This is a genomic window from Parapedobacter pyrenivorans, from assembly GCF_014636865.1.
GTDB classification, from domain to species: domain Bacteria; phylum Bacteroidota; class Bacteroidia; order Sphingobacteriales; family Sphingobacteriaceae; genus Parapedobacter; species Parapedobacter pyrenivorans.
On the sequence record NZ_BMER01000002.1, the window covers coordinates 507009 to 522659 of the forward strand.

Below are 15651 nucleotides of genomic sequence, written 5' to 3' on the forward strand. Positions count from 1 at the left end.
GGACAGGAAAAACGAAAATCGGCTACCTGCTTTTCCGCTTCGTCCACTCCTCGGCGTGCTTGATATCCCACTCGTCTGCATCAAACACCGGGTCTTTACCTGCATCTCGCTGCCTTCGGTAATCCTTCAATGCTTTTAATGCCGGTTTCCGTAGCAGAAATATAGCAATCAGGTTGAGCCACGCCATCACTCCCACACCGATATCACCCATGGTCCAAGCTACGCCGGCGGTTTTGATTGTACCGTAATAGGTCGCAAAAAGGATGAGAATGCGCAATCCCCAAACCGCCCATTTCTGTTTACCTCGCTGGTCCAGATAGCTAAGGTTGGTCTCAGCCATGTAGTAATAGGCCATGATGGTGGTAAAGGCAAAAAACAACAGTGCCAATGCGACGAAGCCTGCACCTATGGTCGGGAAGTGGTGCGCAATGGCATGCTGCGTATATTCCGACCCGATTTCGGCTCCTGGTATATGCTCAACAAGATAGCCACCCGAGGGATTTTGCACATTGTATTTTCCGGTAAAAAGGATCACAAGCGCGGTTGCCGTACACACGAACAAGGTATCTACATATACTGAAAAAGCCTGCACCAACCCTTGCTTAGCGGGATGGCTTACTTCAGCCGCCGCAGCTGCGTGCGGTGCTGTACCCTGTCCTGCTTCATTGGAATATATCCCGCGTTTGACGCCCCAAGATACGGCCATACCGAGAATTCCGCCGAAAGCAGGCTCCAAATTAAAAGCGGACCGAAAAATAAGCCCAAAAACCGACGGTATCCCCCTGAAATTCAAAATAAGGATAATCAATGCCATCAGAATGTAGGCGCCCGCCATGAATGGCACTACCACCTCGGCTACTTTAGCTATGCGCTTAACGCCGCCGACAATGATCAAACCAACCAACAGAACCAAACCGATACCGGTGTATTCGACCGGAACGGCGAAGGCGTTCTGCACACTGAGCGCGATACTATTACTTTGTACACCGGGTAGAAAAAGTGCAGTGCTCAAAATAGTGGCAACAGCGAAAGCCACTGCATACCACTTTACACCCAATCCTTTTTCGATATAGAATGCCGGACCGCCCCGGTACTGCCCGTCTTTCACTTCTTTGTAGATTTGCCCCAATGTTGCCTCTACGTACGCTGATGCGGCACCTAAAAAAGCAATGAGCCACATCCAAAATACTGCACCCGGCCCACCCATGGCGATAGCCGTGGCTACGCCGGCGATATTGCCCGTTCCGATCCTGCCGGACAGCGCAATAGCAAATGCTTGGAACGACGATACGCCCTTGGTGGAAGAGCTTCCTCCAAATAGGAGCTTCACCATATCCCTGAAATACCTGACCTGTAAAAATCCAGTTGCAAATGAAAAATAGACACCTACGCCGATACACAGCACAACGAGTGCATTGCTCCAGATGATATTATTGATTGCATTGATAGCCTGCTCCATAGTTGGTTTTGTCTAGGGCCGCAAGATAGAAAATATTTGACTTTATCGAAACAGCTAGTCCAACTGAGCCCTTACCTTCAGGTGAAACGTGCCTTTCACGTACTTTCCCGGTTCGTTACCTGACGATCTAACCAAGGTTGAATGGAACCCGTACCGGCCCTTTAGCTGGAATACACCATAATTACCGTCCGTACCTACCCGCTTGATTTCGGTAATTTCGGTAAATTCTGTTTCGGAATCACCGGCGTCGCTCTCCAATCGCCCATACGAAACATCTAATTTATCGTCATCCAAAGGTAGTTTCATGGCGTACTGGAATGGGCCCGCAACCGCGCTATATTTAGCAACAGGATATCGTCGGATATTTCCGGCCTTTTCCAAATCGCCCGCGTATTTCGGGTATGACAGCATGAACGTATTGCGGGTTGATTCCGAAGAAGCAAATACGAACACAACCTGGGGATCAGGTGCGTCTGTAGGGTTAAGGTCCAGATGCGAGCAATCGATCTGCCGCTTCCAATCCGGGGTTTCAAACGCAATATGCAGGCTGTTGGGTATGGCGCCACCGCTATCCCGGTCAGGACCGTCCGGATCATCGGGTCCAGAGCCTGTTTTGGCACATGACATCATAAAAAAAAGCCCCAAAACACACGAGGCTTTGACGGCGCTTAATATCGACTTTTTCATAGCTAACGTTAATTGACAGCACGAATATCATACCTTAACAATTCCCATGCAATACTCACTTTTGAGTATTTTTTGAAGCGTTCATCAACAAAAAACCCTTGTTTCATTAAGAAACAAGGGTTGGTCAGTTCGCTATAGTTAACGTGTTAGAGCTTGCCGTTCACATCCACAGCATTCAGCTCTTCAAACGCCTGTGTAAGCCGCGTAACGAAAGTCTCTTCGCCCTTGCGCAGCCACACGCGCGGGTCATAATACTTCTTATTCGGAGAATCCGGCCCTTCGGAGTTACCGATTTGCCCTTGTAAATAACCTTCCTTAGCTTGGTAATAGCCGCGTATGCCGTCCCAAAATGCCCATTGCATATCCGTATCGATATTCATTTTGATGGCACCATATGAGATCGCCTCAGCAATCTCTTCCGGAGCCGACCCCGAGCCTCCGTGGAACACAAAATTTACCGGCTTCTCGGCCGATAGGCCAAATTTCTGGCGGATGTACTCCTGTGAATTGTGGAGGATGACCGGTTGCAGCTTCACATTACCTGGCTTGTATACCCCATGCACATTACCGAACGCAGCTGCCACGGTAAACTTGTCACTGATACTTTTCAGTTCTTCGTAGGCATAGGCCACTTCCTCCGGTTGGGTATACAATTTGGAGCTATCTACGTCCGAATTGTCCACACCGTCTTCCTCGCCGCCGGTCACGCCAAGTTCGATTTCGACCGTCATGCCAAGTGGTTTCATTCGCTCCAAATATTTCTTTGAAACTTCGATATTTTCTTCAAGGGGCTCTTCGGATAAATCGAGCATATGTGAGGAAAACAGCGGCTTTCCATGCTGCTTGAAAAATTGCTCGCCATGGTCGAGCATCCCATCAATCCATGGCAGCAGCTTCTTCGCAGCATGGTCGGTATGGAGAATCACCGCTACACCATAGTGCTCGGCTAATAAATGTACATGCCGGGCGGCAGATACCGCACCGAGAATGCAGGCTTTCAACCCGTCGTTGTTCATCGACTTGCCCGCATAAAACTGCGCGCCACCGTTAGACAGTTGGACAATCACCGGTGAATTGACTGCCTTTGCAGTTTCCATAACGGCATTGATGGAATTCGTACCGATTACGTTGACTGCCGGCAACGCAAATTTATGAGCCTTAGCCGCCTCAAACAATTCCTGAACAGCGTCTCCGGTAACGACCCCTTTAAAATTTTTCAAACTCATGGTATTCTCTTTGTTATCGTTGTTTAACGGCTTCGAAAGTAGTGAAAATTTTTGAAAATCTGCGAATCAGGAACCCATTCGGATCGACCGATCTCAATACCGCACCGCTATACCACCATAAAAATTCCTCGGTGGTGCAGCGTTGAAGAAACGACCGCCAAATGCATTGATATCGTTGCCGAGGCTATATTGTTGATTCAGCAGGTTGTCTCCACCCACGAACACCTGGACACGAAGATTATTTCCCATCGGCTTGTCCCAACTTACTTTCGATTGCAATAATTGATAAGCATCGGCAAAAACGGTATTCGCATCATCCAATGGAATGGAGGCCGTGTAATTATGCATGACATATGCAGCGATATTCAGCGGGAATCGAAGCAGCACGTTATTCACGGTCGTGGTTGCCGGTACGCCGGTCAGCTTATTACCGGTGAAATCGCTCGTACCTATACGATAATCCCCAAAACGGAATTTGCTCCAGGTAAAGTTCGATCCCACTTGAAGGCCACGCAGCCAGCCGGTTTGGCGGGGTTCCACGATCCAGGCACCGAATGAAAGTTCCACCCCACGTTGTTTTACGGAGCCTGCATTACCGAAAAACTCGCTCCCATCCTCGCGTAATTGACGAATAATGGCATCCTTCATGTAGTAAAAAAATACCGATCCATCTACCGAGAACCGCCGGTCTTGGGTTTGCCACCGAAAGCCGGTCTCATAGTTCCAACCCGTCTCGGCAGCCAAGGCTGTATTGACAATTTGGTCTGATGGTCGCACCTCGGCGATGGTAGGTGGCGAGTACCCTCGAGACACCGAGGCCCGCCAAGCCCATTGTGTATCGATCAGGTAGGACAACGCCACCCGTGGCATCCACTCGGCATCAAAATGTTTAGTTGTATAGTCGGACTCATTGCCCGGGTAGTTGGATTTGAATGCGTAGCCGTAATAGTTGAGGCTCATCGACGCTTCCAAAAACAGTCGACTGAAGAGATCAGCACTGAATCGCCCAAAATAAAAATGCTGTAGGCTCCGTAGCCCGTCTATTGCCTGTTTATCACCACGGGTTCCTCCATTATTATCGTAATTGGAAATGTCGTTTTGGCCGTATTGCAATTCCATACCCGCGTTCGCCCGCCATGACACGACACCGGGGCTCCCACCGACATAATCGAAATAGGTACGGAATCCCATATTGTACTCATCCCTGATCTCGTAGTTGGTGATAAATGGGTTACGGAAATCGGTATGCGAACCAAAAACACTGGCCACATGCCGAAGTTTGGAGTTTAACCGGGTATCGTGTATCACGCCGCCTACCAATGTCTTGTTGATGATACCCGCCTGTTGGTCGACTGCGCCGGGGATCGTAGCCGTGGCCGGGCGTGCCAACCGCGGGTCATCAGCGAATTGAGTTGCCGTGAGTCCGCCTGGCGTACGGTATTGCAAATCGGAATACAGCGCCAGTAGACGCAGCTCACTATTTGCCTTATACCGCCACCGTTGCGTGGTTTGGAAGGCCATTCGTTTCATCGCCGAATTTTGCCGATAGCCGTCGGCCCGTTGATACGCTTGGTTGACACTGAATTGGTAATCTTCAGCAGGATGCAATACCGCAGCCAATTGCTGATGGAATAACCCGTACGACCCGCCATTCAATTGCAAGGCGGCGGTATTATTATCCTCATTGCCCATTCCATGCGGCCGAAGGAGTACCACACCGCCCGAATTGGCACCGAAAAGACTCCCATCCGGTCCTTTTAATATTTCAATGCCGTCTACACTGCCTGCATCCAACAAATTGAAATAGGTATTGCCACCTGCGTCCGTAAGTGGTATCTCATCAAGATATACCTTCACATTCCGGACACCGAATGGCGACCGCAGCAAACTGCCACGGAGAGACAGCCGATAACTCCCCGGCGAACGCTCTTCCATCCGGACACCCGGCACCGTATTGATCGCTGGCAATAGGGTAGCGCCACTTTGGTGTGCCAACGTAGTACGACCGATGACTCCTGCAGAGGCAGGGAGTCGCAACAAAGGCTGTTCGGCAAAATAGGCCTTTACCGTTGCTTCTTCTAAATAGTTGACGGTATCCCGGAGTGAACCGGCAATGGATTGTAGCGGAAGGACTGCTAAAACACAAAAAATAATACGTACCATGAATCGTTAAGCTTGGGGACGAAATTAACGATTATGTATATAGGCTGTACTTGTCCAGCCTAATTGTAACACGAATTAAACTTTACAGGCAAAAAAAAGTCTAACAAAAGCTAGTTCAGAAAGGAGAATGAAACCATGAAAATGTTCGTTGCAGTTATCCTGCTTGTTGTATCCGGTGCTGCATTTGCACAGGAAACCAATACGATACGTATACCTAAACTGGAAATCAATAAAAATAAGAAGGAAGTTTTTACCGGGAGGGATTCTTCATTGACGGTATATATTGACACGTTGATCATGAAAGACAAGAGTCAATTGGTGTTTTTCGGCAAAAAGGATGTAGATCTGCGCGTTGCTCATGCCGAAATCGGCAAGCGTGCCTACATTTTTGGCACAGATGGCAAGAACAACGGCACTGACTTTCAAATTGATATGCGGTTTGAGAAGCTAGGGATGCTATATGTATTGGCCGGCGGCCAAGATGCAAACAATAACGGATCGCGTACTTTTCCAAACGGAGATGGCGGCAACGTAGCTTTCACCTATGACACCGCCGGTGTTGTACCGCAGACCAACGACAAAAAATCGCCGCATTACTTACAGATAGACACCCGCGCCGGTGGATATCGCGTAAACCCGCAGAATGACCTCCGCAATATCTACAGCCTGATCAATATGGGTTCGCCGGGCAGACCGTTAGGTAATTTAGCTCAAGGGACCGTATATTCCGGCTCACCGGGTAAAGATGGGAAAAGCACGGTGAAAGGTAGGTAGGTTGGCGGCAGGCTTATGCCTGTGGCCTAGGGTTTAACGCGTTAATAGCCCCCTTGATCTCAGGGTATGCGAATGTGAATCCAGCGTTTTGGATTTTTTCGACCGAGACGCGTGTACTGCTGAGGAGCATTTCACTCATTTGCCCCAAAATTGCTTTCAACAAAAAGCTGGGGACACGGGGTAACCACAATGGCTTGTCTTGCTGGTTTGCGATTGTATGTACGAACGTGGACATGGTAACTTGACCGGGGGCAGCCATGTTGTAAACACCTCGTATACCTTGATGTTCCAAAGCAAATAGATACATAGCCACGGCATCGTCGATATGTATCCAAGGCATCCACTGCGTGCCTTTTCCCGGCACAACGCCCAACCCTTTCCTGATCATCGAGGCAAATCGATCATATATCCCACCTTTATCGGACAATATAGCACCGCTTCTCAAGGAAACCGTGCGCAGTCCAAGTTCCTTGCCCTTGTTGACGGCCTGCTCCCATGCCACACAAGTTTGCCCCAGAAAATCTGCTGCCGGAGCTTTATCCTCACTCATCCATTCATCGCCCCTATGGTTATAATAACCGGTAGCAGAAGCCGATACGACGGTTTTGACCGTGTGTCCGTGCTGCTTTCTCAACACGTCATAGATCAACCCGATGGGTTGGGTGCGGCTTGTCAAGATTGCACGTTTCCGCTTATTGCTCCACGGCAGGGCGGCGATGTTTTCACCAGCAAGATGGACAATGCTTCCCACACCGTCGATGCACGCTGCGTCGATTTCACCGGCCGCAATGTCCCACTCATAAAACCGTACATTCGGCAAATCCGTCTGTCGCTCTTGCCTGCTCAACGCATTGACGGAATAACCACCGTCAATCAACGCAGCGATTAACGCCTGCCCAACCATACCGCTTGCTCCCGTAACCAAAACACGTTCCTTCATCATGAGGCCAGTTATCCATTCGAAGACATCGTTTGCTGCATGCCCAACGCATATCGAATAGCAGTATTAAAGGGTGCCAATTTAATCACGGGATAAAGTTTACTCAACCCGTTATTTACCGCCACCAGATCCTTGCGCATATAAACGATAAATGCAGCCGAAACATCTTGCTCAAACTTATAGATGTAGCGGCTCAAAAACAATGAAAGGGGCCTATTCAGCCCCGGCAATGCCAACACCTTTTTCTTTAATTTGGCAACATCCATGTAACGCTCGAAAACCTCTTTGTAAGTCATCACCTCCGGTCCCCCAACATCGAAGACCTTTCCATAGGTATTGGCATCGAGCACAATATTGTTTAGGTATGCACATACGTCCAGCAAGTGGATAGGCTGGCAACGGCTCGTCGCAAATTCTTTCGGAAGGATAACCAATTTTCGTTTGGCCAAACCCGACAGGATATTCATCAGCGCTGATCCTTTTCCGACGATATTACTGATCCGCACAACCGTATAGTCCAACCCGCTTCGGTGGAGGTAGTCCTTGATCGTATTCACGTTGTCATCGGCCAACTTGGTGACATAGATCAGATGCCTACAGTCCGTAGCTTTCAATGCCCGGATGTATTTTTGGAGTGCAATCAGTTCCATTTCCAGTCGGATATCGATTTCGTTGACGGGCGATTGGTTGAAGTAAAACGCCACGCGGGTGTCCTTATCCAAACCAGAAGGAAGCGCACCCTTAAACAAATCGCCTTCCAAGATAGTTATCCCATATTTCTCGGGTACATGTTTATAGAAGAACTTGCTATTTCTGATCAAGCAAGTTACCTGATGATTCTCTTCGGAGAGGCACACCGCTATATTTCTTGCTAAATAGTTATTAAGGCCAGCTATCAGGACTTTCATACGCTATGCTCCCATTTTAAAGAAGACGGTTTGGTTATTATTAACTAGTACAACTAAGAACAGAATATGTTTCCGTCCCAATGGATTTTTTTGCGCAAACTTAGGTAAAATGCACTTATACACAAAAATTAAAAGGAAACTGAATTGTGGTTTTATTGTCAATATTCGCATTCCGGCCAAACAGACCCGATTTCATCAATAAATAAAACCTATATTTGTAGCATTTAATCTCTTCGTAAGGCATGCATAAAAGGACAATTTTGGTTTGGTTCAGGAATGATCTGCGTATCCATGATAATGAGATATTGCTTCGTGCCGTCGAACGTAGCCATCAGATTGTCCCTGTATTTTGTTTTGACCCCAGGTACTTTGCCGACACGGAATACGGCACAAAAAAAACAGGAGTGCTCCGTGCTGCATTTATTCGCGAAAATGTCTCGGCACTGCAGCACATGCTACGGCAATTGGGTGGCGAACTAATCATTGCTCACGGTTATCCCGAAATCCTGATTCCGCAAATTGCCGAAAAACATCAGGTAGATGAAGTATATCACCACCGGGAGGTAGCCCACGAAGAAACGGCCATCTCTGCGCTCGTTGAAGAAGCGTTGTGGAAGATGCAAATCAATCTGCGGCACTTCATCGGTCATACCCTGTACCACAAAGAAGACCTTCCATTCCCGATTAAAGATATTCCCGATGCGTTTACCATCTTCAAGAAAAAGACCGAACGGGAAAGCACCATCCGCCCCGAATTGGGCCGCCCGGATACCATCCGGGTACCGGAAGGTCTGGACGCCGGTTGTCTTCCCGATTTATCAGCACTGGGGTTCAGCTCAACAGCCATCCAACACGCCCGCAAGTTGCGTTTCCCAGGTGGTGAATCGGTAGCATTGCAACAGATGAACGCATTTTTATACGGAGATCCAGATGTTACCGATTATTCTTGCCTCTCCCCTTATATCGCGATCGGAGCCTTATCCCCCAACACCCTCTATCACGCAGCAAAAGATGCGGAGAACACGGCGTTGGACAAGAAACGGGTAGAACAAATCATACTGAAATTGCTTTGGCGCGACTACTATCGCTTTATGTTCAAAAAACATGGCAATCGCTTTTTCCAAGTAGGCGGTTTAACGGGCACTCCGCCGGACAGCGTGGACGATGATGAACAGCATTTTGGCCGGTGGAAAACCGGAAATACCGGAAACGCGATTATCGATAAAACCATGTATCAGCTCAATGAAACCGGATACATTCCCCATGACCAACGGGTAATCGTTGCCGCATACCTCGTGCACGAACTGAAAGTCAATTGGCTCAAAGGTGCGGCCTGGTTTGAAGAAAGACTACTGGATTATGGCCCTGCCAGTAACTATGGCAGTTGGGCCCACTTGGCAGGCGTGGGTAGTAGCATCAAGGACAATAAGCCGGTGGACATCAAAAAACTAAGCACACGGCTCTACCCCAAGGAAGCGCTGGCATTCGGAGAGTGAGTTGAGCTGGGCGTATCAAAATCGTCAAAATCGCATTACGACTAAAATTTGGCTGTAAAATTGTAGTATATTGCTATGGCAAACGATTTAATAATTATAACTTTGACCCGTTATTGCATAAACAACTAAATGGACAAGCTTTCTTACCTAAGTAACGCAGATTCGGCCTATATCGACTCATTATACGAAGCATATAAACAAGATCCTGATGCGGTTGATTTCGGCTGGCAAAAATTCTTCGAAGGCTTTGATTTCGGCCAAAATGGTACCAGCAATGCTGCACAGGCTACGCCCGACCATGTACTAAAAGAAATCAATGTACTGAATATGATCAATGGCTACCGTGATCGGGGCCACCTATTTACCGAAACTAACCCGGTACGCCAACGCAGGAAATATTATCCCGGGAAGGAATTGGAAACTTTCGGCTTAAGCGAATCCGATATGGATACGGTGTTTAATGCCGGTGTGGAAATTGGATTGGGGCCTGCCACGTTGCGTGATATCCGGCAACTGATCGAAGACACCTATTGCCGTTCCATCGGGGCCGAATTCAAATACATCCGGAGCCCAGATAAAATCAAGTGGTTGCAGGAGCGTATGGAAGGCGAACGCAATACGCCCAATTTCCCGTTGGAACGGAAAAAAAGAATCTTGCAGAAGCTTAATGAAGCCGTGGTATTCGAGAATTTTCTCGGCACCAAATTCCTGGGTCAGAAGCGGTTTTCACTCGAAGGGGCAGAGAGTTTGATCCCCGCCCTGGACTCCGTCATTCAGAAAGGGGCAGATTTGGGTATCCAAGAATTCGTTATTGGCATGGCCCATCGTGGCCGACTCAATGTACTGACCAATATCCTCGGGAAATCTTACGAAAGCATCTTCTCCGAATTCGAGGGTAAAACCTATACCGAAGAAGCCGAACAAGACTTTGGTGGTGATGTTAAATACCATTTGGGATATTCCACGGATATCACCACCGACAATGATGCTAGCGTACACCTTAGCCTGGTACCCAATCCCTCTCACCTCGAAACGGTGGATCCTGTAGTAGAAGGTATCGTACGTTCGAAAATCGACATGAAATATGATGGTGATGCAACCAAAATTGCGCCACTATTGATCCATGGCGATGCCGCGGTAGCTGGCCAGGGCATCGTGTACGAGGTCCTCCAGATGTCTAAACTGGAAGGATTCCGTACGGGGGGCACCATCCACATCGTGGTGAATAACCAAGTAGGGTTTACAACCAATTTCAAAGACGGACGATCGTCTACCTATTGCACGGATATTGCAAAAGTGACGTTGTCGCCCGTATTCCATGTGAATGGGGATGATGCGGAAGCGCTGGTCTATGCAATCAACCTTGCCGTGGAATATCGCCAGAAGTACCATACAGACGTATTTATCGACCTGCTGTGTTACAGAAGATACGGGCATAATGAAGCGGATGAGCCCAAATTTACCCAGCCCTTGCTGTATAAAGCCATCGAGAAGCATGCAAACCCCCGGGAGATTTACGCCAAGAAACTCCAGGAGCAAGGGAGTGTAGACGCCAATTTGGCCAAGGAAATGGAAAAAGATTTCCGAAAGCTCCTTCAAGAGCGGTTGGAGGATTCGAAGGAGGATGAAAACCTTACGCAGGATACCCCGATGTATTCGGGCGCATGGAAAGGCCTCCGTAAGGCAAAATATGAAGACATTTTCGTGCCCGCCAAAACGGCCGTCACTGAAAAAGTCTTTTTATCCCTCGCCAAAGAAATCAATACCCTTCCGACAGACAAGAAATTTTTCCGGAAGATTTCCCGTCTGTTTGACGAGCGGCTCAATATGGTGGATACCAAAACATTCGATTGGGCAATGGGCGAGTTGATGGCTTATGCGACCTTGTTGAACGAAGGCGCACGTGTACGGGTAAGCGGGCAGGATGTAGAGCGGGGTACTTTTTCGCACCGCCATGCGGTGCTCACTTTGGAAGATTCCGAAGAAGAATATATCCCGTTACAGCAAATCACCGGTGGCGAACGCTTCAACATTTACAATTCACATCTTTCGGAATATGGCGTACTGGGATTCGAATATGGGTATGCCCTCGCGAATCCGCAATCATTGACGATTTGGGAAGCCCAATTCGGGGATTTCTACAACGGTGCACAGATTATTGTTGACCAGTATATTTCGAGCGCCGAGACCAAGTGGCGGCGTTCCAATGCGCTTGTCATGCTGCTTCCACATGGTCTTGAAGGTCAGGGGCCTGAGCACTCTTCCGCGCGCATCGAACGTTTTCTGGAGCTTTGTGCAGAAAACAACATGCAAATCGTCAATTGCACGACGCCGGCAAACCTCTTCCATGTACTGCGCAGGCAAATCAAACGCGATTTCCGCAAGCCATTGGTGGCTTTCACACCCAAGAGTCTGCTGCGCCACCCGAAAGTGGTGAGCAACCTTTCCGAATTTACCGGCAAGTCGCAATTTCAGGAGATCATCGATGATAGCTTCGTGAAATCAGCCGACGTGAAGCGGGTGCTTTTCTGCTCGGGCAAAATTTATTACGACCTGCTCGAAAAGCAGCAAGCCGATAAACGCAAGGATGTAGCTGTTGTTCGTGTGGAGCAGCTTTATCCCACGCCAATGGATAAACTCCGCGCCGTGCGCAATAAATACAAAAATGCCACGGAATTTCTATGGGTACAAGAAGAACCCGAGAACATGGGGGCATGGCCCTATATTTGTCGGAAGTTCAGGAACCGGAACATCACATTGGAAGTCGTATCACGCAAGGAAAGTAGCAGCACCGCTACCGGATACGCCAAGCAGCACATCGCCCAGCAACTTGCTGTAGTGGGCCGCGCATTTGAAGACAAAGCCGGCCCAGAGGTAAAGGAAAAGGTGAAAAGCAATGTGAAAATTGCCGCAAAAATAGATTGACCAACGTAATAACACAGTCGTATATGAGCTTAGAAATAAAAGTACCGACCGTAGGCGAATCCATCACGGAAGTAATTTTATCCCAGTGGTTGAAACAAGACGGGGATTATGTGGAGATGGATGAAAATATCGCCGAACTTGAATCGGATAAAGCAACCTTTGAGTTACCTGCTGAAAAAGCCGGAATCCTCAGAATTGTAGCCCAGGAAGGAGACACCCTGGAGATAGGCGCAGTGGTGGCCACGATTGAAGAAGGTGGCGCACCCGCAAGCACAGACGACGGAAAATCCCATCAAGCGGAAGCCCCGAAAACGGCAGAAACGTCTGCTGATGCCCCTGCCCCTACCCAGTCCGACAGCTATGCATCTGGCACAGCCTCACCAGCGGCTGCCAAAATCCTCAGGGAGAAAGGCATGGATCCAGCCGCGATTAAAGGTACCGGAAAAGACGGTCGCATTACGAAGGAAGACGCCGAAAAAGCGGAAACAGCTAAGGCTGCAGCAGCTGGCAAGCCTGCAGCAACCCGGGCGCCCGAGGTCGCAAACGCACCAAGCGGCGCGCGGAACGAGCGTCGCGAGAAGCTCTCCTCACTCCGCAAAACCATCGCTAAACGGTTGGTAACCGTAAAAAATGAAACCGCGATGCTCACCACATTCAATGAGGTGAACATGAAGCCAATCATGGACCTCCGGGCAAAATATAAAGAACTATTCAAGGAAAAACATGGAGTTGGACTGGGATTCATGTCATTCTTTACCAAAGCGGTGTGTACCGCATTGAAGGAATGGCCAGCAGTGGGTGCCCGTATAGAAGGTGATGAAATCGTATACAGTGACTTTGCGGATGTATCGATCGCTGTGTCCGCCCCAAAAGGGCTGGTCGTACCCGTCATCCGGAATGCCGATTCGTTATCGCTCCATGAAATAGAAAAAGCTGTCGTTGAGCTGGCCACCAAGGCCCGTGATAACAAGTTGACCATCGAAGAGATGACTGGTGGTACATTTACGATCACCAACGGTGGCGTATTCGGATCGATGATGTCTACGCCGATTATCAATGCACCGCAGTCGGCAATACTCGGTATGCACAATATCATCGAGCGCCCAGTTGCCGAAAACGGGCAAGTGGTTATCCGCCCAATGATGTATATCGCGATGTCATACGATCACCGTGTGATCGACGGTCGCGAGTCCGTTAGCTTCGTCGTCCGCGTGAAACAATTACTGGAAGATCCTGCACGCCTGCTATTGGGAGTTTAGTTGAGGTGCTTGAATTGGAGATGTCTGCTTTACGCCGTCTGTCTGCCCTGGTAACCGTGCTTTTGGCCCTTGGGCAAACGCAAGCACAGGACATTGGGTGGAACGTTTATTTCCATGGCTTTGCCGACAACCGGGAATACGCGAAGTCCGGTCGATATTCACAATCCATTCTCGGCGTACGGGTTGCCCCCGAGGCCAATCTATCCTTAGATAGCACCCACTTTTTGCATGGCGGCGTCAATCTGTTACACGAATTTGGTTCTAAAAAAACCGAATCCCGGCAGATTTCACCTACTATCTACTACAACTACAAGCGGCGGGGTCATGATTTTTATATCGGTATGTTTCCCCGCAAGGACCTCTTCAGTGGATATCACCGTGCGCTCCTGAATGACACTCTCGACTATTACCACCCAAACATCGAGGGCTTATTATGGCGGTACGGGAGCAACACATTCCATCAACAAGTGTGGATAGACTGGACCAGTAGACAAACCGAAAAAGACCGCGAACAATTTATGGCAGGCATTTCCGGTCGCGTGAATTTGGGCATCGTTTACTTTTCGCACAACGTCACGTTATGGCATAACGCCGGGAAAAAGAACGAAAACCCAGAAAATAACCTGCCATTACGAGACAATGGAGCGGCAATCGCCAAAATGGGTATCGACTTTTCCGGCCGGTCTTTCCTGGACTCCTTGGATATCAATGCAGGTGGGCTGGTGGCGTATGACCGGCTACGTGGCGTCTATGACTGGCGTATACCAAAAGGCTTTATTACCGACCTGTACGCAGAATATAAAAAAGTATTCATCGCCAATACATTTTACAGCGGTGAGCCCTTAGCCATTGTCTATGGCGATCAATTTTATACGGCCGAGCTTTATGACAGACTTGAATTAGGCTGGAAACCACTGCAATACAAAGGATTGGAAAGCAAGTTTACGCTGAGCTTTCACTTTACCCGCGGTGCGATAGACAATCAGCAGCAATTTACGTTGCAATATAATATCGGGCGACTGTATCCTAGACGACGGTAACCATTACCCCCATCCCCTCCAGCGCTTTCACGGTGTGGGGTGAAATGCCCTTATCGGTAATAATGCGATCAACCTCCTCGATACCGCATATCCTTCCGAAGCCCCGCTTACCGAATTTGGTCGAGTCAGCCAACACGATCACCTTCTGCGACACTTCCATCATCTTCCGGTTGAGATGGGCTTCCTGCGCATTCGTGGTGGTCAACCCAAACTCCAGATCGATTCCATCCACCCCCAGAAAAAGCTTACTGCAGAAGAAGTCGCTCAATATTCGCTCGGCATACAGGCCGGCAACCGACGTCGAACTTTTCCGCAGGATACCGCCCAATTGCAAAATCTCGACGTTGGGATGCTTGATCAACTGCACGGCCACATTCAATGCGGATGTCACCACCGTTAGGTTACCAATCGGCTGAATTTCCCTGGCCATCGCCTGTACCGTCGTCCCGGACGCGATGATGATCGAATCATTGTCGGTTATCATCGAAGCCGCTTCCCGGGCAATCGCCGTTTTCTCCGATGCCTGTATCCGTTCCTTCTCAAAAACCGTCCGGTCGGCAGTATACGGATTAATCAAGGTAGCGCCCCCATGCGTACGGAAAAGCAACTGACGATCTTCCAGCAGTTTCAAGTCCTTTCGAATGGTAACAGATGACACATCCAGCAGCTTGCACAGGTCTAGGACGTTGACCGAGCCCTTTTGCTGCAACCGATTCATAATAAATTGATGGCGCTCTACATTATTCATAACCAGCATTCTTGCGGGGCTAAGAT

12 protein-coding genes are annotated in these 15651 nt (G+C 48.9%); 5 read left to right on the plus strand and 7 right to left on the minus strand.

What is annotated here, in order from left to right:
* Nucleotides 1-22: 22 nt before the first annotated feature.
* The 4 genes from IEV98_RS13975 to IEV98_RS13990 form a co-directional block, all read right to left on the minus strand.
* Entirely contained in the window at nt 23-1459 is a 1437-nt protein-coding gene (locus tag IEV98_RS13975) for an alanine/glycine:cation symporter family protein (RefSeq protein ID WP_188506606.1), read from the minus strand.
* 54 nt (nt 1460-1513) lie between these two features.
* Entirely contained in the window at nt 1514-2146 is a 633-nt protein-coding gene (locus IEV98_RS13980; RefSeq protein ID WP_188506607.1) for a hypothetical protein, read from the minus strand.
* Nucleotides 2147-2292: 146 nt separating this feature from the next.
* A complete protein-coding gene (gene fbaA / locus IEV98_RS13985) occupies nt 2293-3372 on the minus strand; it encodes a class II fructose-bisphosphate aldolase (protein WP_188506608.1) in 1080 nt (359 codons plus the stop codon).
* 93 nt (nt 3373-3465) lie between these two features.
* Nucleotides 3466-5535, minus strand: coding sequence for a TonB-dependent receptor (locus IEV98_RS13990; RefSeq protein ID WP_188506609.1), 2070 nt, complete (start codon nt 5533-5535; stop codon nt 3466-3468).
* Nucleotides 5536-5670: 135 nt separating this feature from the next.
* Between IEV98_RS13990 and IEV98_RS13995 the strand changes: the two genes are divergently transcribed.
* Nucleotides 5671-6309, plus strand: coding sequence for a hypothetical protein (locus tag IEV98_RS13995; protein WP_188506610.1), 639 nt, complete (start codon nt 5671-5673; stop codon nt 6307-6309).
* A gap of 13 nt (nt 6310-6322) precedes the next feature.
* Here the strand turns inward: IEV98_RS13995 and IEV98_RS14000 are convergent, their stop codons facing one another.
* Complete coding sequence (locus IEV98_RS14000; RefSeq protein WP_229738766.1) at nt 6323-7252, minus strand: TIGR01777 family oxidoreductase; 930 nt, start codon at nt 7250-7252, stop codon at nt 6323-6325.
* An 8-nt stretch (nt 7253-7260) separates the two neighbouring features.
* Nucleotides 7261-8157 (minus strand): Rossmann-fold NAD(P)-binding domain-containing protein, encoded by an 897-nt coding sequence (locus IEV98_RS14005; RefSeq protein ID WP_188506611.1) that lies wholly within the window; start codon nt 8155-8157, stop codon nt 7261-7263.
* Between the two features lie 242 nt (nt 8158-8399).
* Between IEV98_RS14005 and IEV98_RS14010 the strand changes: the two genes are divergently transcribed.
* The 4 genes from IEV98_RS14010 (at nt 8400) to IEV98_RS14025 (ending at nt 14877) form a co-directional block, all read left to right on the plus strand.
* Nucleotides 8400-9653, plus strand: a complete 1254-nt coding sequence (locus tag IEV98_RS14010; protein WP_188506612.1) for a DASH family cryptochrome — start codon at nt 8400-8402, stop codon at nt 9651-9653.
* Nucleotides 9654-9782: 129 nt separating this feature from the next.
* Nucleotides 9783-12578, plus strand: a complete 2796-nt coding sequence (locus tag IEV98_RS14015) for a 2-oxoglutarate dehydrogenase E1 component (RefSeq protein ID WP_188506613.1) — start codon at nt 9783-9785, stop codon at nt 12576-12578.
* A 23-nt stretch (nt 12579-12601) separates the two neighbouring features.
* Nucleotides 12602-13837, plus strand: coding sequence for a 2-oxoglutarate dehydrogenase complex dihydrolipoyllysine-residue succinyltransferase (odhB, locus tag IEV98_RS14020; RefSeq protein WP_188506614.1), 1236 nt, complete (start codon nt 12602-12604; stop codon nt 13835-13837).
* A gap of 20 nt (nt 13838-13857) precedes the next feature.
* Entirely contained in the window at nt 13858-14877 is a 1020-nt protein-coding gene (locus IEV98_RS14025; protein WP_188506615.1) for a lipid A deacylase, read from the plus strand.
* Here the strand turns inward: IEV98_RS14025 and IEV98_RS14030 are convergent.
* Complete coding sequence (locus IEV98_RS14030; RefSeq protein WP_371870670.1) at nt 14864-15625, minus strand: DeoR/GlpR family DNA-binding transcription regulator; 762 nt, start codon at nt 15623-15625, stop codon at nt 14864-14866. The genes IEV98_RS14025 and IEV98_RS14030 overlap by 14 nt on opposite strands.
* Nucleotides 15626-15651 lie beyond the last annotated feature (26 nt).

Bases quoted from the DNA above. Each gene is read 5' to 3' on its own strand.
- fbaA (WP_188506608.1), bottom strand. From the start codon at position 3,372: ATGAGTTTGAAAAATTTTAAAGGGGTCGTTACCGGAGACGCTGTTCAG.
- IEV98_RS14000 (WP_229738766.1), bottom strand. From the start codon at position 7,252: ATGATGAAGGAACGTGTTTTGGTTACGGGAGCAAGCGGTATGGTTGGG.
- odhB (WP_188506614.1), top strand. From the start codon at position 12,602: ATGAGCTTAGAAATAAAAGTACCGACCGTAGGCGAATCCATCACGGAA.
- IEV98_RS14015 (WP_188506613.1), top strand. From the start codon at position 9,783: ATGGACAAGCTTTCTTACCTAAGTAACGCAGATTCGGCCTATATCGAC.
- IEV98_RS14025 (WP_188506615.1), top strand. From the start codon at position 13,858: ATGTCTGCTTTACGCCGTCTGTCTGCCCTGGTAACCGTGCTTTTGGCC.
- IEV98_RS14005 (WP_188506611.1), bottom strand. From the start codon at position 8,157: ATGAAAGTCCTGATAGCTGGCCTTAATAACTATTTAGCAAGAAATATA.
- IEV98_RS13980 (WP_188506607.1), bottom strand. From the start codon at position 2,146: ATGAAAAAGTCGATATTAAGCGCCGTCAAAGCCTCGTGTGTTTTGGGG.
- IEV98_RS13975 (WP_188506606.1), bottom strand. From the start codon at position 1,459: ATGGAGCAGGCTATCAATGCAATCAATAATATCATCTGGAGCAATGCA.
- IEV98_RS14010 (WP_188506612.1), top strand. From the start codon at position 8,400: ATGCATAAAAGGACAATTTTGGTTTGGTTCAGGAATGATCTGCGTATC.
- IEV98_RS13990 (WP_188506609.1), bottom strand. From the start codon at position 5,535: ATGGTACGTATTATTTTTTGTGTTTTAGCAGTCCTTCCGCTACAATCC.
- IEV98_RS14030 (WP_371870670.1), bottom strand. From the start codon at position 15,625: ATGAATAATGTAGAGCGCCATCAATTTATTATGAATCGGTTGCAGCAA.
- IEV98_RS13995 (WP_188506610.1), top strand. From the start codon at position 5,671: ATGAAAATGTTCGTTGCAGTTATCCTGCTTGTTGTATCCGGTGCTGCA.